This window comes from Echinicola soli (genome assembly GCF_006575665.1).
Taxonomy (GTDB): domain Bacteria; phylum Bacteroidota; class Bacteroidia; order Cytophagales; family Cyclobacteriaceae; genus Echinicola; species Echinicola soli.
The window spans coordinates 798,429-815,847 of sequence record NZ_CP041253.1 but is presented as its reverse complement, the minus strand read 5'-3'; the positions used below and the strand labels follow the sequence as shown (position 1 = coordinate 815,847).

Here is a 17,419-nt window from a genome sequence, read left to right as displayed (position 1 = left end):
GCTATTAATATGAAAAATAATTTACTGTCAATGGTTTTATTGGCCATTGTGGTGTTTTCATCCTGTAACAGGGAAGATGATGTTCCGGGAACTGGAAATGATGCGATCCTCTTGAGCAGTGATGCTGAGTCCTTAAGTAAGCGTTTCAGCAAAAATAATACAGGAGTCGTGGGGATTACTTCTGAGGCCGCTGCAAATGCACGGATCAATGCGGAAGAGATACCTGCAGGTTCCCTTCCTTTGGAGCTGATAGCCAAAGTGGAGGCTCCTACACATGATGGGGATGTTTTGCAAGCTACCCATGTGGATATTGATGGAGATTATGCGTATGTGACCTATAACACCATAGGTGCGAAGTATTTAGGTGCTATTGATATTTTCGATATCAGTGACGTGCATAACCCCGTGATCAAGAGCCAAGCGATTTTTACAGATGCTGACTTGAATGCGGTGGATTTTGTAGAGGGTAGGCTATACATTGCTGCTGCCGTGGATGTAGACGCCGATTACGGTGTGGATGGTCCGGCCAATTTGATTACAGTGTCCACTTCTAACGGTGCTTTTACTTCGGATTTTCAGTTTTCTTCCGTAGAAGGTTATGTAAGTACGGATGTGGCGCATACGGATGCCAATATAGTAAATGTGAGTGGTACAGAAGGTATGGTGACGCTGTTTGACAAGAGCAACTCATTAGTTGTTGCGCAAGCGGCATTTGCTGATTTGAGATCAGTAACTTACGGGGGAGGAAAGCTGTTTGTACTGGACGGTGAAGAAGGCGTAAACTCGCTTGATCCAGTTACATTGGCGAAGGAATTTTCTATCGCTTTGGGCGCTGACTATTCTGGAGCTAAGAGAACCATGGATGTCCATGGGGAGACTTTGGTGGTTTCAGAAGGCGCCAATGGAGCTGGTATTTATACCCTTTCGAATGGTAGTGAGCAAAGTAGAATCGAGATCCCAGTGGTTTCTACCGGCTTAGTTACTGAAGAGATCGTTACGAATGCCGTGACGACCAATGAGCGGCACTTGTTTATGGCAAACGGATCCGCAGGTGTGAGTGCTGTAGCACTTGGTGAAGACGTGAAAACCCTTGGTGTACTTGACCTGTATGGTTCATCAAATTATGTAAGGGCCAATGACGAATACCTATTTGTAGCGTCTGGTTTGCAAGGACTCCAAATTTTGAAAATCAACCTTGCCGATGATATAATAGATGATGTGTGTACAGATCTGCCTGCATATACGGGTAGCACTTGGATGAATATCAATTCTGGAGAGCCGCAGGCATATTCAGGTTCCGTGGTGGCAGATGGCTTAAATGTCAATGATGACTTTACCTACTGTGGTTCATTGTCGGTAAAAGGCTGGGCTAATATCAATTCCGGCGGAACCTTTAACATGCGTGGGTCCATGGTAGTAGGCCAATATGGTCAGGATACCGGTCTTCAGATCAATAGCACCATGAAGATAGCGGGAAGTCTGGTGATCTACGGCAACCTGACGCTGAACAGCGGTGCCAGCTTGGAGTTCTTGGGTGATGATTCTTCCATTACAGTGTATGGTAATGTGTGGAACAACGGCGCAACGGTAACAGGTGAATTTAATGATACTGAAGGAAAATTAAACTAGGTCTATTGACTCTTCTATTAAGTCTGAATGGCTGCTCTTCTACGGAAAGGCAGCCATTTTTGTAATCTTTTCCTCCTATACATCAAATCTTCCAATACGGAAAAAAACTGCTTTTGTGGATAATAAAGCAGGATTTTTGTGAAAATCCCATTGGAGTGGTGATTTATATTTTGATTATGGTGAGGCGATCCCCATAAAATATCCTTCTGAAGTGGAATGTTTTTTAACAGAATACCTGCTACTTTGAATAATTTACTTAATTTTGCACCAATTTAGCCATAAGTAAAATTCTTATTCCAAACCTCTCTAAGCATGCCTAAAGACAATAGCATTAAACATGTACTGATTATTGGAAGTGGTCCGATTGTAATTGGCCAAGCCTGTGAATTTGATTATGCAGGATCCCAGGCAGCAAGGTCCCTTCGAGAAGAAGGGATTACCGTCACGCTGATCAATTCCAATCCGGCGACAATCATGACCGATCCGGTTACCGCAGACAATGTTTATCTGCTTCCATTGGAGAAAAAATCTCTCATAAAAATTCTAGAAGAGCATCCTGACATCGACTGTGTGCTTCCTACTATGGGAGGACAGACAGCACTGAACCTAGCCATAGAGGCAGACAAGGCCGGTATCTGGGACAAATACAATGTCAGGATGATCGGTGTGGATATCGATGCCATCGAGACGGCTGAAAACCGTGAGAAGTTCAAGGCACTTCTGGAAAAACTCAATGTGGGAGTTTGTATAGGTAAAACAGCTACGTCCTTCTTACAGGGCAAAGAAATCGCCCAGGAAATTGGTTTTCCATTGGTGATCCGGCCTTCTTATACCCTTGGTGGTACCGGTGGAGGCTTCGTGGAAAAAGAAGAAGAGTTCGAAAATGCCCTAATGGGCGGTTTGAAAGCCTCACCGACCCACGAAGTGCTGATCGAACAGAGTATCCTTGGCTGGAAGGAGTATGAGCTGGAGGTATTGAGGGACAGCAAAGGAAATATGGTGGTGATCTGTTCTATCGAGAACTTTGACCCAATGGGTGTCCATACGGGGGATTCCATTACGGTGGCACCTGCCATGACGCTTCCGGATACAGTTTATCAAGAAATGAGAAACCTCGCCATTAAGATGATGAATGGCATTGGTAACTTTGCAGGGGGCTGTAACGTGCAGTTTTCCGTGAGCCCTGATAATCAAACCATCATTGGTATTGAGATCAATCCACGAGTTTCACGTTCATCCGCCCTGGCATCTAAAGCTACAGGATATCCGATTGCCAAAGTGGCTGCCAAGCTTGCCATAGGCTATAACCTGGATGAGCTTAAAAACTCCATTACAGGCAATACTTCAGCATTCTTTGAGCCGGCCATTGATTATGTAATTGTAAAGATCCCTCGTTGGAATTTTGATAAATTCAAAGGATCTGATCGTCGTCTGGGACTTTCCATGAAGGCTGTGGGTGAAGTGATGGGTATCGGAGGAAACTTCCAGGAGGCCCTCCAAAAAGCCTGTCAATCACTTGAAATAAAACGTAATGGCCTGGGTGCGGATGGTAAAGAGCTCAAAAATCAAGAGCAGATCCTTTATAGCCTAGAGCATCCTAGCTGGAACAGGCTTTTCCATATTTACGATGCCTTCAAACTGGGCATTTCTTTCAGGACTATCCACGATCTTACCAAGATCGATAAGTGGTTCCTGAAGCAAATCGAGGAGTTGGTACACCTGGACATTACCCTTGACAAATATACCCTGGATACCATCCCTAAGGACCTGATGATGGTGGCCAAACAAAAAGGCTATGCGGACCGTCAGATTGCGCACTTGCTGGGCTGCCTGGAAAGTGAGGTCTTCAATAAGAGAAGGGAAGAGATGGGCATCAAGCGGATGTACAAGTTGGTAGATACCTGTGCTGCGGAATTTGAGGCGCAGACGCCATACTACTATTCTTCGTTTGGCGAAGAAAATGAATCCAAGGTTTCTGATCGCAAGAAAGTCATCGTACTGGGCTCTGGTCCTAACCGGGTAGGGCAGGGAATTGAGTTTGATTATTCTTGTGTCCATGGCGTTTTGGCCGCCAAGGAGTGTGGCTATGAAACCATCATGATCAACTGTAACCCAGAGACCGTCTCTACGGATTTTGACATTGCAGATAAACTGTATTTTGAGCCTGTATTCTGGGAGCATATCTATGAGATCATCCTGCACGAAAAACCTGAAGGGGTGATAGTGCAGCTTGGCGGGCAGACGGCACTTAAGTTGGCCGAAAAGCTCGACAAATATGGAATCAAAATTTTGGGAACAAGTTACGAAGCACTTGACTTGGCAGAGGACCGTGGTGAATTTTCCAGCTTGCTGAAAGAAAATGACGTTCCTTATCCCGAATTTGGTACCATCCACAGTACAGATGAGGCGCTGGAACTTTGTAAGACGATCGGTTTCCCACTTTTGGTAAGACCTTCCTATGTCCTTGGTGGACAAGGGATGAAGATCGTGATCAATGAAAAGGAACTGGAGCAACATGTGGTGGAGGTATTGAAGGATATTCCTGATAATGAAATACTGCTTGATCACTTCCTCGAAGGAGCCATTGAAGCAGAGGCCGATGCTATCTGTGACGGGGAGAATGTTTATATCATCGGTATCATGCAGCATATAGAGCCGGCAGGGATTCACTCCGGGGATTCGTATGCCGTATTGCCTCCATATAACCTTGGAGACTTGGTGGTGCGACAAATCGAAACGTTTACGGAGAAGATTGCCTTGGCACTGGAGACCAAGGGACTGATCAATATCCAGTTTGCAGTGAAAGATGATAAGGTTTATGTCATCGAGGCTAATCCCAGGGCTTCCAGGACGGTACCGTTTATTTGTAAGGCATATAGAGAACCTTATGTAAATTATGCCGTAAAAGTGATGTTGGGAGAAAATAAAGTAACCGACTTTGAATTTAAACCTTTCAAAAAAGGTTATGCTATCAAGGAGCCGGTTTTCTCTTTCCATAAATTCCCCAACGTAAATAAAGAGTTGGGACCTGAAATGAAATCTACAGGGGAGGCAATTTACTTCATTGATGATTTGATGGATGATTACTTCCTGAAAATTTACTCAGAGAGAAACCTTTATCTAAGTAGATAATTGTCAACAAAAATTACATCGTTTTGATTAAATTTCTTTTAATAGTTCTTGGTGTTGGGTGGTTGCTCGGGCAGTTGGTCCGTTATTTTCTAAGGTCTAAGTTGGCGCGTTTTGCCCAGCAGGTAAACCAGGCGGCCAAGGAGCAGGAGCAAGCACAACGAAGGGCCAACGACAATGGAGACATTCATGTGGACTATGTGCCCAAGTCCTATGACGAAAGAAGAAGCAAGGATATTAAAGGCGGTGAATACGTAGATTATGAAGAGGTGAAGGACTGACGAAGATTTCACCTTATTTCCATACAAACAATGAAGAGGAGCTCATATCGGGCTCCTTTTTCTTTATTCCCCGCATTGTTAGTATCAACCCAGGTTTCTGTAAAAACAGTTTGATGGATTGATGGATCAAGCGGAAAAGTTGGGGGGATTAGGGTTGGTTTCGATAGCACGCAGATGATGCAGATTAATAAGATTTACGCTGATTTTTATAATAAACGCGATTTAAAATACCGTCATTGCGAATGCAGAGCAACGGAGTGAAGCAATCTCGTTTTCTTAATACGGGATTGCCACGTCGCAAGCTCCTCGCAATGACGGATTAATACTGATTTTATAATCTACACATTCCTATTGCTACATTAAAGAGAAATATGCTTACCAAAACCACCTGGAAATCTCTCATCTTCCAGAAATATTGTTTGGTCCTCAAAATGTGCTAAAAAGGAAGCAAGCGAAAAAGTTGAGGGCATGAATCCCTTTATTTTAAAAGGATTTCTTTTTTGTTTTTTTGCCACAAAGATTCTAAGACCCAAAGCTGTTTGTTTTCCATGAAATTTGGAATCCGCCTACAAAACACTTCGTGTCTTGGCGACTTCGTGGCGACATACCAAATGAATATAAATCTTCTCCGCCCCCAGAAATATTGCTTGATCCGGATTGATTCCCGGTTTAAGCTACGTTTAGTGCCGGGCTGGCTCTAAATGAAGGTTTTTAAAGTGGATATAGATGCAGCATAACCTCAAGCCGATAGTAAACTCATTTAGCTAAACAATCTACAGTCATTTTGTGCATAAATAAGGCTTGCTCAAGATATTTTAGTAATTTATTTACCCCCGTTTGCCTTCAGGTCATTGCGGCAATTCTCGTCCAGGGTCGGGACGGGCTGATTAAGGGTATTGAAGATATTGTTGGTTTCCACCGCCCAGTACATCAGGCAATCCTCATTGTCGCAGTGCCCGGTGTTTTCGTTGTCTTCATGTCCTTGGGTCATTTCTGTGCCGAGGTTTACCAGTCCAAGGAGATGGCCCAGTTCGTGCTCTAGCACAGTGGCTTCCAGACGGTCTTTGTCAGGCTTGCCAAAGCGGTTGGAGTTTTCATCCACGCGTTTGCCCAACAGAACGAGGGATGTATTTCGGTGGGCAAAGCCAAGACTGGCTTCCGTTTCCGTATCCTTTTCGAAATAGCCGTCAACCACCAAAATATACATTCCGAGTTCATCGCCTGTATTATAGGCTGTCCTGTTTTCATCTTCGATATCCCGGACTTCCTGTACACTGTATTTTTCTTTGCCCAGCGCTGGAATGGCTTTAGTGACTAGCTGAATGCCCGAGGGCTTATTTACCAAGCCTTCCAGCCAGTTGATAAGGGTAGAAGCAGTGGATGGGCTGAGGGGATAACCTTCCATATGGTGAATTTCCAGCTTAATGCTTTTGTAAGTATCGGAAGATAGTATCTCGTGTGCAGAAATTCCGGGAGCACGTTTGGCCGCCTTGATACTATGTACGCGCTCGTCTACTTCATTATCCTTAAAACAGGACGTACTGATCAGTAAAAGTCCCAAAATGAATATCCATGGATACTTTATGTGTGACTGTTTTTTGCCGGTATTAAAATGCATTTTGTATGTATAATATTTCCCTTAAAATAATAACAATAATTAATCCATGCAAAACTCAGTCCAAAATGCCAGCAACATCAGTGGCTAATTTTGGGAGGGTGAAAGGGAGGACTGTGAAGTCAAACTTTTTTTGGCAAGGATGACCAACACCACAGAGAGTACAAACAATCCTCCTGCTATTATGGATAGAATATAAGCTTTGTCCTGAAAATTTTTCCATGCAAATATTCCCAATGAGGTGAGGGTAACGGTAAACATGAAAAACATCGGGATGATGACGAATGTGGCGTTTACTTTCTTTTTGATCAGCCACACTGCCAAAGCTAGTAAGGCGAGGGCAGCAAGCAATTGATTGGCAGAGCCAAATATCGGCCAAAGTGTCGTAAATCCTCCAGAGCTTATCAGAAGTATAGAAAGAATAACGACAATGCTCGTGCTTATATATCTATTTGAAGAAAAAGTTTTTCCCACTGGTCCTTTTGCTCCCTCGAAGTACTCCTGAAAAGTAAACCGTGCCAAACGGGTGCAGGTGTCAAGGGTGGTCAGGGCAAAGGCCGAGACAGTAAGGGCCACAAAACTTACTGCCAGTCCCTCTGGAATGCCCAAGGTAGCCATCATTGCGCCCAGTCCATCGGAAAACATGGTGACGGGGCCTTTGGCGGTAAGGGTCGCAGCGTATTCTTCGCGACTCAGAACGATCACAGCACCTACAGAAATGATCGCCAGGAAGGATTCGATAAGCATGCCCCCAAAGCCTACGATTTTAGCATCTCCTTCTTTGTCGATTTGCTTGGAAGTAGTCCCAGAAGCCACCAGGCTATGAAAGCCGCTGATAGCCCCACAAGCGATGGTGACAAACAGGACTGGAAACAAATAGCCAAGATTATCGGAGGCAATATGGACTTGGTTGTCCATTTTTATTTCAGGGTTGGCATAAAGAATCCCCAGTACTGCAAAGATAATCAGGCCATAAAGGAGAAAGCTGTTCAGGTAATCACGGGGCTGCAGCAATAAGGATACAGGAGTCACGGAAGCGATAAAGGCATAGGCAAGAAGGACATAGAGCCATATTTGGTAATCCAGCTCAAAAGGCAGCTGCATCCCCAGGTAAACGAAATAATACATTAGTACCACTCCGATTACTGAGGTAAGTAGAAATAGGCTTTTGCGATGGGCGACGGATCTGTTTACCAGTCCAAAAACGACCGCTAAGAGGATGAAAAGTATCGATGCAGAAGCCACACCGGGGTTATTGATAAATGTTTTGGCAATAATATCCGCAAAGACTGCGATCACCAGAATCAGTGTGGAAAAACTAAACAACATAAAGAGCTGTTTACCACTTTGTCCGATGTAATTTTTGATTATGGTACCAATGGATTTTCCTTCATTGCGCAAGGATGCTACCATGCTGCCCAGGTCATGTACCGCACCGAAAAAAATTCCACCAATCAAAATCCAGATCACCGCAGGAATCCACCCAAAAGTCACCGCAATGATAGGCCCCACGATAGGGCCTGCACCAGCGATGGAAGCAAAGTGATGTCCCAATACCACAATTGGCCGGCTGGGCTCATAATCCACGCCATCTTGGTGTTTATGGGCAGGAGTGACACGGTCGTTCCGGATGTCCAGTTTCTTGAAAACAAACTTCCCGTAAATGAAATAAGCGGCGATGAGTGTGATGGCAGCGATGAGCAATAGAGAAGACAGGGTCATGTAGAGCTTTGGATTTATGGTTGGTAGTCTGTATATTATGTGGTGACTGAGTTGGTTTGTGGTCTATCTTTTTGATTTATCATTTAACTGACAAATGTAATTAAACTATTTTGACTTGTGAAGTTTCTAAAAGTCGAAAACTGTTGATTAACAGAATGGCCAGCCGGTCCGTTTACGCCAAACCCAATAACCTTGCCTATTCATTTCTTACCAAAAGCATTTTAAAAAATGAATGACAAGCTCTATTTTGTCTTGTTTGGATTAGCGTTGCTCGTGGGGACACACCTGCTGCTATGGTTTGTTTTTAAGCCGTTGGTCAGGATCTTTTATAAGCCTAGCTCAACAGCCGGAGAAAAGGCCATGGCTCAAATGAGCAACTCCATAAAATGGGGACTGTTTTTTGTGCTTTTTCCATTGCTAGAGCCCTATATTTCGCCAGATGGATGGGCTTATCTGAGCCAGTTTAAGATTTTTCAGATCCTGTTTATCATTAACCTTGCCTGGATTTTGGTTTCTTTGCTGAAGTTGTTGAAGTATGTTTTTTTGGACAGCCATTCTTATGCCAAGCTGGATAATCTTCGAGAGAGGTCCTTGTATACGCAGGTGACGTTCATCCAGAAAATAGTAGTAGCCATCATTGTCATTGTGGCCTTTTCGGCAATTATGATGCACTTTGACGAAGCTAAGAAGTTTGGGCAAGGGTTACTGACCTCCGCAGGGATAGCCGGTATCATCATTGGTCTGGCGGCACAAAAGTCCATTGCCAACTTTCTGGCAGGTTTCCAGATTGCCTTTACCCAGCCTATTCGGATCGATGATGTAGTCGTCGTGGAAGGGGAATGGGGAAAAATCGAAGAGATTAATTTTACCTATGTAGTGGTTTGTATCTGGGACCAGCGCAGGTTGGTGCTGCCTATCAATTATTTTTTGGAGAAGCCTTTTCAGAATTGGACGCGGAATACTGCTGATATTTGGGGGACAGTATTCTTATACGTGGACCATACGATCCCGGTGGCAGACTTAAAGGCCAAACTAAAGGACATTCTGGACGGTACCGCGCTCTGGGACAGGAAGGTACAGGTGCTCCAGGTGACCGACGTGAGGGAAAGAACGGTCGAGTTACGCTGTCTTATGAGTGCCAGGGACAGTCCTTCAGCTTTTGATTTGCGCTGCCTGGTAAGGGAGCAAATGATTACCTATATTCAAGAGAAATATCCCGGCTCCCTGCCAAAAGCCCGTGTTTTAATGGACAAACAGGAAGAAGTAAAAAATACTTAAATTGAGCCAAGTTCAGGAGAATGCTACATTTCGTTTTATTTACCGGATATTACCTATAAATTTGTAGTCCTGAAAAGATATTTTCAGCCTTAAAACTTCATATATGGCTTGGTTTAAGAGAAAAGACGCAGGTATAAAGACCTCAACAAAGGAGAAAAAAGACACACCAGATGGACTCTGGTTTAAAACTCCCAAAGGAAATATCATTCACACCCGAGAGCTGAAAAGCAATGCTTATGTTTGTCCGGATGATGATTATCACGTAAAGATAGGCTCGAAGGAGTACTTTGAAATATTGTTTGACGGCAATAAGTTTCAAGAGCTTGATGAAAATATGATCTCTGGCGACCCCTTGGATTTTGTGGACAGCAAGCCATATACATCCCGAATTGAAGCGACCATCAACAAGACCGGCCTGAAAGATGCTGTGAGGTCTGCAGTGGGCAAGCTGGACGGACAGGACATTGTCGTGGCATGTATGGATTTTGGGTTTATTGGTGGATCGATGGGATCCGTGGTAGGTGAAAAAATCGCCCGGGCCATAGATCATTCCCTGAAAAACAATATTCCATTTTTAATGATATCAAAGTCAGGTGGAGCCAGAATGATGGAAGCCGGCTTTAGCTTAATGCAAATGGCGAAGACTTCTGCGAAGCTGGCACTATTGGCGGAGGCCAAGATCCCCTATATTTCCATGCTTACGGATCCTACTACAGGCGGGGTGACGGCTTCTTATGCCATGTTGGGTGATTTTAATATCGCCGAACCAGGTGCGCTTATTGGTTTTGCAGGGCCACGTGTAATCCGCGAAACAATCGGAAAAGACCTTCCAAAGGGATTCCAAAGTGCTGAGTTTGTTTTGGAGCATGGGTTCTTGGATTTCATCGTGGATAGAAGGCAGCTGAAGTCCAGGCTGTCTACATTGCTGGGATTATTGAAGAATTAGCAGGACCAGGATTATTCTCTTTAAAATTTATGCAATCACACGGCAATTTTAGGGAATAATAAATATATTTGTGTGCCTCTAGAAAGGCACATTATATACTGAAAGAGAACTAGAAAAAGCTTTATTAAATGAGTTCAGTAATTATTACGTCAATTGTAGCATTTACTTTGATCATATTGCTACTTGTTTTTATTCTGCTGTTTGCACAGTCTAAGCTGGTAGCATCGGGAGATGTAAACATTATTATCAATGGAGATGAGTCCAACCCTGTGGTGGCTTCTGCGGGTTCTACCTTGTTATCTACCTTGGGTGGCCAAAAAATCTTTCTTCCTTCTGCCTGTGGAGGCGGTGGTACATGTGCGATGTGCAAATGTACTGTCGAAGAAGGCGGGGGAGAAGTGCTGCCTACCGAAGTAGGGCACCTTAGCAGAGCCGAGCAGCAAAGCAACGTGAGGCTTTCCTGTCAGGTGAAGGTGAAGCAGGATATGAGAATCCGTATTCCAGAAGAAATCTTTGGTATTAAGAAGTGGGAATGCGAAGTGGTTTCAAACTACAACGTTTCTACCTTCATCAAGGAATTTAAGGTAAAACTTCCTGAAGGCGAAAACTTGGATTTCGAATCCGGTGGATATATTCAAATCGACGTTCCTGAAATTACTGTTAACTTTAAGGACATCGACATCGCTCCTCACCCTGAGCTGGAGCACCCTGACGACGTTTACCAAAGTGATTGGGACAAGTTTGGACTGTGGGATTTGGTGATGAAGAATGATGAAGAGCTCTTCCGTGCTTACTCCATGGCCAACCACCCTGCAGAAGGTAACATCATCATGCTGACCATTCGTATCGCGACCCCACCATGGGACAGGGCAAATAACAAATGGATGGATGTAAACCCTGGTGTATGCTCTTCTTACGTATTCTCTCGTAAGCCAGGTGATAAAGTGACGATTTCCGGACCTTATGGGGAATTCCACATCAACCCTACCGAAAGAGAAATGATCTATATCGGTGGTGGAGCAGGTATGGCACCGTTGAGGTCGCACATTTTCCACCTTTTCCATACTGAAAAGACCAATAGAAAAGTGTCCTACTGGTACGGTGGTAGATCCAAGAAAGAATTGTTCTACGTTCCTCACTTCAGGGATATCGAAAAAGACTTTGATAACTTTAGGTTCCATATCGGGCTTTCTGAGCCACTTCCGGAAGATAACTGGAAGATCAAGAAGGATTTGGAAGATAGGGAAGGAGATGGTTATGTGGGCTTTATCCACCAGGTACTGTATGATAATTACCTGAAAGACCATCCTGAACCAGATGAGGTAGAGTATTACCTCTGCGGACCTCCGTTGATGAACTCAGCCGTGTTGAAGCTGTTGGATGACATGGGTGTTCCCAAGGAAAATATTAGATTTGACGACTTCGGTGGTTAAAAGAAAAAGGCTCTGCAAATGCAGGGCCTTTTTTAATTCCCCCCTTGACTTTTTTGTTTAATTTTGAAGGAAAGTCCGCTTTTCCGAGCTTGGACAGTTTCCATCTTATTGGGCGACCATCATTTTATTGCCCGATGGCATTAAACTATCAATTATGGATCTTAAGCTATTCTTTGACCCTGTTCCGGAATCAATTACGCAACATAAATATGCGCACAATTCCTTCTTTAAGCATATCAATTACCACGGTGAGCTTTTTCCTGACTTAAAGGGAATACAGATTGCGATCATTGGCCTGGAAGAGGTGCGTGGGACGGATGATGCCGAGTCCGTTGATCAAGCGGCACATGAAGTACGGAAACGTCTTTTTCAGCTTAAGCGCGGCTTGGCCCATTATAAAATAGCCGATTTGGGCAATCTCCGAAGCGGTGTGGACCTTAAGGAAACGTATATTCGGATCAAGACAGTGGGGGAAGAGTTGATGAAGAAACAGATCCTTCCTATTTATATCGGTGGTACCCATGATTTGGATATTGGCCAGTACCTTTCTTATGAGGGGATGAAGAAATTGGTCAGCATGCTTACCGTGGATGCCAAAATAGATATGGATGATGAGGGCCGGCCCTTTGAGGTGCATTCCCAGGACATTATCCTGCACCAGCCCAATTTCTTGTTTAATTATACCCAGCTTGCTTACCAAAGTTTTTTGACTGATCGAGACCTAGTTAATGTCATGGAAAAATTGTATTTTGATCATGTAAGGCTGGGACAGCTAAGGGATAATTTTAAAGAGGTGGAACCTCTCATCCGTAATGCTGACCTGTTGAGTTTTGACGTTTGCGCCATACAATCTGCAGATGCACCAGGAGCCTGTGATGCGCAACCTTTTGGGTTGACGGCGGAGGAGGCCTGTCAAATTGCTTGGTTTGCGGGAATGAACGAGAAACTCAGCTCCATGGGGGTTTATGGTTACCAGCCTTCCTATGACGATAGAAGGTTCAAGACAGCTTCTGTCATGGCTACGATGGTATGGTATTTTATCGAAGGATTTTACCACCGCAAGGACAGTTTGTCTTTTAAGAGTAACGATTATACCAAATACACCGTTTCGTTGGATTCTAAGCCATCGACGATTGTTTTCTACAAAAGTAAACTCAGTGCTAAATGGTGGATGGAGGTGCCCCAGACAAGCAAGGAGAAATTTGAACGGGATACCATTATCCCTTGTAGCTATCAGGATTACCAAACTGCCCAAAGGGGAGAGGTGCCCGACAGATGGGTCAATGCCCAGTTAAAGTTATACTGAGCATGAAAACATATACCCGACAACAGCTGGCCTTGAGAAATGGCCAGGATAGACCTGAAATATGGGTGGCTTTTCAGGGGAAAATCTATGATGTCTCCCGTTCGCGGTTGTGGAAGAATGGGAAACATTATGAGCATTGGGCAGGGCAGGATTTGACGGCTGAGCTGGTAGATGCTCCCCATACCGCCAATGTATTTGATAAATTTGAGCCGATTGGCCAATTGATAGAGCAATGATATTAATCGCAGACAGTGGATCGAGCAAAACGGACTGGCGAGGAATCGACAGGGACGGCAATGTCAGCCAATTCAGGGGGGTAGGTTTTAATCCTTACTACCAGACGCCTGAAGAAATGGCCACAGAGCTGAACGATGAGTTTTTGCTGAACCTCAAAGAAGAGGTAGTGGCCATTTATTATTATGGTGCGGGCTGCTCCACTCCTGAAAATAAAACGGGGGTGGCTACAGCCTTGGGCAATCTGTTTGGTAATGCCACCATAAAAATTGAACATGATCTGCTGGCAGCCGCGAGGGCCACATGCGGTCATGAGGAAGGCATCGCTTGCATCCTGGGCACAGGCTCAAATAGCTGCGATTATGATGGTGAGGAAATCGTCGATTCCAGGCCTTCCCCGGGGTTTATTTTGGGTGATGAAGGCGGTGGTACCTATATTGGTAAACGATTCCTTCAAGATTTTATCCATGATGAAATGCCAGCAGCACTTAAGCGGAAAGTCTCCGAGCGGTTTCAGCTTACAGCGCAGGTAATACAAGACAATGTTTACCGAAAACCATTTCCAGGTAGGTACATGGCGAGCTTTTGCCGGTTTATCACAGAGCATGTGGCCGATCCTTATTGCTATTTATTGTACTATAACAGCTTCCAGGATTTCTTCAAAAAGCATGTCATGAGGTATAAGGGCTATAAAGAGAAGCCGGTAAGTTTTGTAGGTTCTGTAGCTTTTTATAATAGTGATATTTTGCGTAAAGCCGCTAGAGATATGCAGGTCAAAGTGCATTTGATTCTGGAAAGCCCGATAGCAGGTTTGACATTATACCATAAAAACAACCCATGAAATCGAGGTTGACAAAAGTGATACATAGAAGGTAATTATCACCGTGTAGGATGCTCCCGATTTAAACCTGCCTGAGGCAGAGAGGTTCGGGACGAGCTTTGTGGCCTCTAAAATCAATAAAAACACATGAAAACGACTGAGAGCAGTTCCCATTACGACAACTTGGAAAATATGAGCGTGATCGAGCTCATTACCAATATGAATAAAGAAGATCAAACGGTGCCTAAGGCGGTGGGCAAAGCACTGCCGGCAATCGAAAGGCTGATCGAACAAATTGTCCTACGGATGGAAAAAGGAGGAAGACTTTTTTACATTGGCGCGGGCACAAGTGGGCGTCTGGGCATTCTGGATGCTTCCGAATGCCCGCCGACTTATGGCGTATCGCACGATATGGTGATCGGGCTGATTGCCGGTGGGGATACGGCCATCCGGAAATCCGTAGAGAAGGCAGAGGATGATCCGGATCAATCCTGGCAAGACTTAAAAGCCAATGGCATCAAGGAATTGGATACAGTGATTGGAATAGCAGCTTCGGGGACGACACCTTATGTCATTGGTGGGCTGAAAACTGCAAGGGAACAAGGGCTACTTACAGGCTGTGTTACGTGTAACGAAGGCTCCCCCTTGGCCGCTGCGGCAGAATACCCCGTTGAGGTGGTGGTGGGGCCGGAGTTTGTGACGGGCAGTACCCGAATGAAATCAGGGACAGCACAGAAATTGGTACTCAACATGATTTCCACTTCCGTGATGATCAAGCTCGGGAAAGTGAAGGGCAATAAAATGGTCAATATGCAGCTTTCCAATGAAAAGTTGGTAGAAAGGGGAACCAAGATGGTCATGGAAACGACTGGCTTGGACGAAGCCCAAGCTAAGGAGCGCCTTTTGAAATTTGGCTCGGTAAAAGATGCCCTTGAAGATTGGAAGCAAAAGTAAAATACAAAAGGCTCCGATCGGAGCCTTTTGTATATAATCTATTAGCCTTATGGCTAAATTTATGGCAAGAGATATACCAAGGCAAGTCTGAATACTGCCTGGCCACCTTTTTGGGCTTGGTACTTCAGCTCAGGATTAAAGGCGAAATTATCCGCAAACTTTAACACTCCACCAGCACCGATATTGGCGCCAGCCCGGCTGTTTTTATCTTCAAACCCCATATATTCAGCTGATGCCCAGTTATTGGTAAATCCCAAAAGACCATACCACTGCAAGATGTCGCGGGTAAAATAATACCGAGCGTCAATGTTCAATGTGCTGGCATTGTAACCGTCAGGGAAATAGATGGTGAAATTTGGAGCGGCAGATATATTGTCTGTGATGAGGTATTCACCACCAAAATTCAATCCGAAAAGCTCCGTATCGAATCCAAAATCACCACCGACTTGTAATCTGATATCGCCCGCACTTTGTGCTTGTGCAAATGATACTGTCAATGCGAACAGTCCTAGTAAGAATAACTTTTTCATAATTGTTTATAAAAGTTTGGTTAAATAAAATCCAAAAGCAAAGGAGATAATCATTTAAAGTTAAATTGGTATACCTAATGTTGTTTTCCTTTTGTCAAACGCTGGGTTGCAAAAATAGTTGTGATTTTCGACAATTAAATGTTCAAATGGTTATATTTCTGCTACTTCATTTTTGTTGGCTAGCTGACCACAGGCAGCATCGATGTCCTGGCCTCTGGATTTCCTGACTTTGGCCATGATTCCTCGGCCTTCGAGGGTACGGACGTACATATCCACTGCTTCTTGTGAGGCTTGCCTAAACTCCCCTTCATCGATGGGGTTGTACTGGATGATGTTGACCTTGGAAGGAATGTGCTTGCAGAATTTGGCCAGGGCTAGTGCGTGTTCTTCATCGTCGTTGATGCCGTCCCATATCACGTACTCATAAGTAACTTTGCGCTGGGTTTTTTGGTACCAGTATTTCAAGGCTTCCGCCAGCTCCTCTACCGGGCTTTTGTCATTGATGGGCATCAGGCGGCTTCTGGTGGCGTTGATAGCGGAATGGAGAGAGATGGCCAGGTTAAATTTCACTTCATCGTCAGCCATTTTCTTGATTATCTTGGGAATGCCTACCGTAGAAAGTGTAATTCTCCTCGGTGCCATGCCAAGTCCCTCTGGGGCGGTGATCTTGTCGATGGCGCCAATGACATTTGCGTAATTTAGCAAGGGCTCGCCCATGCCCATAAAGACGATATTCGTCAGGGGACGTTGGAAGTACTTCTCCGCCTCATCTTTGATGGCCACGACCTGGTCATAGATTTCATCTGGGTTCAGGTTTCGCATCCTTTTTAGCCGGGCAGTTGCACAGAAATTACAGTCAAGACTGCAGCCCACTTGGGACGAAACACAGGCCGTGATCCGCTTGGAGGTAGGGATCAACACGGATTCCACGATTTTATTGTCGTAGAGTTTGACAGCATTTTTGATGGTGCCATCATTGGAATGCTGCATCAGGTCCACCTTGACGTGGTTGATGGTAAAATTGGCCTTGAGCATTTCACGGGTGGGCAGGGAAATATTGGTCATGTCATCAAAGTTCTTCAATGACTTGTTCCACAGCCAGTCATAAACTTGATTGGCCCTGAATTTTTTATCCCCTACAGATAGGAAGAAGTCTTGGAGTTCTTCCAAGCTCAATTTCCTGATATCTTTTTTCTCACCCGTTATCATAATGCAAAGGTAGGGAATTTATGGGATTGTTAAACCTTGCAAAAGTATGGTTATATATTACTGGCGTCCGAGAAAACAATCGTCAAATTGAAAAAATGAACTGTTTTTACCCCTAAATCCCCTAAAGGGGACTTTCTAAAGCTCCCTTTAGGGGATGGGGGCATTTTAGGGATTGGAATAAAAGCCCTCAAATTTCCCTTTTCACGCTTCGCAGTGACGATTTTTAAATCGAATTGAGGTTAGCAGAGAGCGGTGGGTAAGTAGCTTTGGCCTGTGACGAATATGGAGCCTGTTTTCCCTTGATGATGCAATTTTACTGCCATAAAGTCCTAA

The 17,419-nt window shown here is 44.5% G+C and carries 14 protein-coding genes; 10 read left to right on the top strand and 4 right to left on the bottom strand.

Annotated features, from left to right (window positions below; genetic code table 11):
• The first annotated feature begins 9 nt into the window (after nucleotides 1-9).
• From FKX85_RS03475 to FKX85_RS03465, 3 genes are all read left to right on the top strand, one after another.
• Nucleotides 10-1,629 (top strand): LVIVD repeat-containing protein, encoded by a 1,620-nt coding sequence (locus FKX85_RS03475; protein ID WP_141613407.1) that lies wholly within the window; start codon nucleotides 10-12, stop codon nucleotides 1,627-1,629.
• Between the two features lie 312 nt (nucleotides 1,630-1,941).
• Nucleotides 1,942-4,761: a carbamoyl-phosphate synthase large subunit gene (gene carB, locus FKX85_RS03470; RefSeq protein WP_141613406.1), complete on the top strand. Its 2,820-nt coding sequence runs from the start codon at nucleotides 1,942-1,944 to the stop codon at nucleotides 4,759-4,761.
• Between the two features lie 23 nt (nucleotides 4,762-4,784).
• Nucleotides 4,785-5,039, top strand: a complete 255-nt coding sequence (locus FKX85_RS03465) for a DUF4834 family protein (RefSeq protein WP_137401287.1) — start codon at nucleotides 4,785-4,787, stop codon at nucleotides 5,037-5,039.
• Nucleotides 5,040-5,862: 823 nt separating this feature from the next.
• Here the strand turns inward: FKX85_RS03465 and FKX85_RS03460 are convergent.
• Nucleotides 5,863-6,657 carry a zinc metalloprotease gene (locus tag FKX85_RS03460; RefSeq protein WP_141613405.1) on the bottom strand — a complete coding sequence of 265 codons (795 nt, stop codon included), beginning with the start codon at nucleotides 6,655-6,657 and terminating at the stop codon, nucleotides 5,863-5,865.
• An 84-nt stretch (nucleotides 6,658-6,741) separates the two neighbouring features.
• Nucleotides 6,742-8,376, bottom strand: a complete 1,635-nt coding sequence (locus tag FKX85_RS03455) for a carbon starvation CstA family protein (RefSeq protein WP_141613404.1) — start codon at nucleotides 8,374-8,376, stop codon at nucleotides 6,742-6,744.
• Between the two features lie 228 nt (nucleotides 8,377-8,604).
• Between FKX85_RS03455 and FKX85_RS03450 the strand changes: the two genes are divergently transcribed.
• The 7 genes from FKX85_RS03450 to murQ all read left to right on the top strand — a co-directional run bounded on the left by FKX85_RS03450 (nucleotide 8,605) and on the right by murQ (nucleotide 15,347).
• A complete protein-coding gene (locus tag FKX85_RS03450) occupies nucleotides 8,605-9,654 on the top strand; it encodes a mechanosensitive ion channel family protein (protein WP_141613403.1) in 1,050 nt (349 codons plus the stop codon).
• A gap of 103 nt (nucleotides 9,655-9,757) precedes the next feature.
• The gene (accD, locus tag FKX85_RS03445; RefSeq protein WP_141613402.1) at nucleotides 9,758-10,600 is read left to right on the top strand and encodes an acetyl-CoA carboxylase, carboxyltransferase subunit beta; all 843 of its coding nucleotides are present in this window, start codon (nucleotides 9,758-9,760) and stop codon (nucleotides 10,598-10,600) included.
• Between the two features lie 128 nt (nucleotides 10,601-10,728).
• Nucleotides 10,729-12,033, top strand: coding sequence for an NADH:ubiquinone reductase (Na(+)-transporting) subunit F (nqrF, locus tag FKX85_RS03440; protein ID WP_141613401.1), 1,305 nt, complete (start codon nucleotides 10,729-10,731; stop codon nucleotides 12,031-12,033).
• A gap of 154 nt (nucleotides 12,034-12,187) precedes the next feature.
• On the top strand, nucleotides 12,188-13,339 hold the full coding sequence (locus FKX85_RS03435) for a formimidoylglutamase (RefSeq protein ID WP_141613400.1): 1,152 nt from the start codon (nucleotides 12,188-12,190) through the stop codon (nucleotides 13,337-13,339).
• Between the two features lie 2 nt (nucleotides 13,340-13,341).
• Nucleotides 13,342-13,575: a cytochrome b5 domain-containing protein gene (locus FKX85_RS03430; protein ID WP_141613399.1), complete on the top strand. Its 234-nt coding sequence runs from the start codon at nucleotides 13,342-13,344 to the stop codon at nucleotides 13,573-13,575.
• Nucleotides 13,572-14,414 (top strand): N-acetylglucosamine kinase, encoded by an 843-nt coding sequence (locus tag FKX85_RS03425; RefSeq protein ID WP_141613398.1) that lies wholly within the window; start codon nucleotides 13,572-13,574, stop codon nucleotides 14,412-14,414. The genes FKX85_RS03430 and FKX85_RS03425 overlap by 4 nt, the downstream gene beginning before the upstream one ends.
• A 126-nt stretch (nucleotides 14,415-14,540) precedes the next feature.
• Nucleotides 14,541-15,347 (top strand): N-acetylmuramic acid 6-phosphate etherase, encoded by an 807-nt coding sequence (gene murQ / locus FKX85_RS03420; RefSeq protein WP_141613397.1) that lies wholly within the window; start codon nucleotides 14,541-14,543, stop codon nucleotides 15,345-15,347.
• Between the two features lie 59 nt (nucleotides 15,348-15,406).
• On the opposite strand, the gene FKX85_RS03415 is transcribed toward murQ, so the two are convergent.
• Together FKX85_RS03415 and rlmN are read right to left on the bottom strand one after the other, a co-directional pair.
• On the bottom strand, nucleotides 15,407-15,877 hold the full coding sequence (locus tag FKX85_RS03415; protein ID WP_141613396.1) for an outer membrane beta-barrel protein: 471 nt from the start codon (nucleotides 15,875-15,877) through the stop codon (nucleotides 15,407-15,409).
• Nucleotides 15,878-16,027: 150 nt separating this feature from the next.
• Complete coding sequence (rlmN, locus tag FKX85_RS03410) at nucleotides 16,028-17,086, bottom strand: 23S rRNA (adenine(2503)-C(2))-methyltransferase RlmN (protein WP_141613395.1); 1,059 nt, start codon at nucleotides 17,084-17,086, stop codon at nucleotides 16,028-16,030.
• Nucleotides 17,087-17,419: the final 333 nt, after the last annotated feature.

Bases quoted from the DNA above. Each gene is read 5' to 3' on its own strand.
- FKX85_RS03475 (WP_141613407.1), top strand. From the start codon at position 10: ATGAAAAATAATTTACTGTCAATGGTTTTATTGGCCATTGTGGTGTTT.
- carB (WP_141613406.1), top strand. From the start codon at position 1,942: ATGCCTAAAGACAATAGCATTAAACATGTACTGATTATTGGAAGTGGT.
- FKX85_RS03460 (WP_141613405.1), bottom strand. From the start codon at position 6,657: ATGCATTTTAATACCGGCAAAAAACAGTCACACATAAAGTATCCATGG.
- FKX85_RS03455 (WP_141613404.1), bottom strand. From the start codon at position 8,376: ATGACCCTGTCTTCTCTATTGCTCATCGCTGCCATCACACTCATCGCC.
- FKX85_RS03450 (WP_141613403.1), top strand. From the start codon at position 8,605: ATGAATGACAAGCTCTATTTTGTCTTGTTTGGATTAGCGTTGCTCGTG.
- accD (WP_141613402.1), top strand. From the start codon at position 9,758: ATGGCTTGGTTTAAGAGAAAAGACGCAGGTATAAAGACCTCAACAAAG.
- nqrF (WP_141613401.1), top strand. From the start codon at position 10,729: ATGAGTTCAGTAATTATTACGTCAATTGTAGCATTTACTTTGATCATA.
- FKX85_RS03435 (WP_141613400.1), top strand. From the start codon at position 12,188: ATGGATCTTAAGCTATTCTTTGACCCTGTTCCGGAATCAATTACGCAA.
- FKX85_RS03430 (WP_141613399.1), top strand. From the start codon at position 13,342: ATGAAAACATATACCCGACAACAGCTGGCCTTGAGAAATGGCCAGGAT.
- FKX85_RS03425 (WP_141613398.1), top strand. From the start codon at position 13,572: ATGATATTAATCGCAGACAGTGGATCGAGCAAAACGGACTGGCGAGGA.
- murQ (WP_141613397.1), top strand. From the start codon at position 14,541: ATGAAAACGACTGAGAGCAGTTCCCATTACGACAACTTGGAAAATATG.
- FKX85_RS03415 (WP_141613396.1), bottom strand. From the start codon at position 15,877: ATGAAAAAGTTATTCTTACTAGGACTGTTCGCATTGACAGTATCATTT.
- rlmN (WP_141613395.1), bottom strand. From the start codon at position 17,086: ATGATAACGGGTGAGAAAAAAGATATCAGGAAATTGAGCTTGGAAGAA.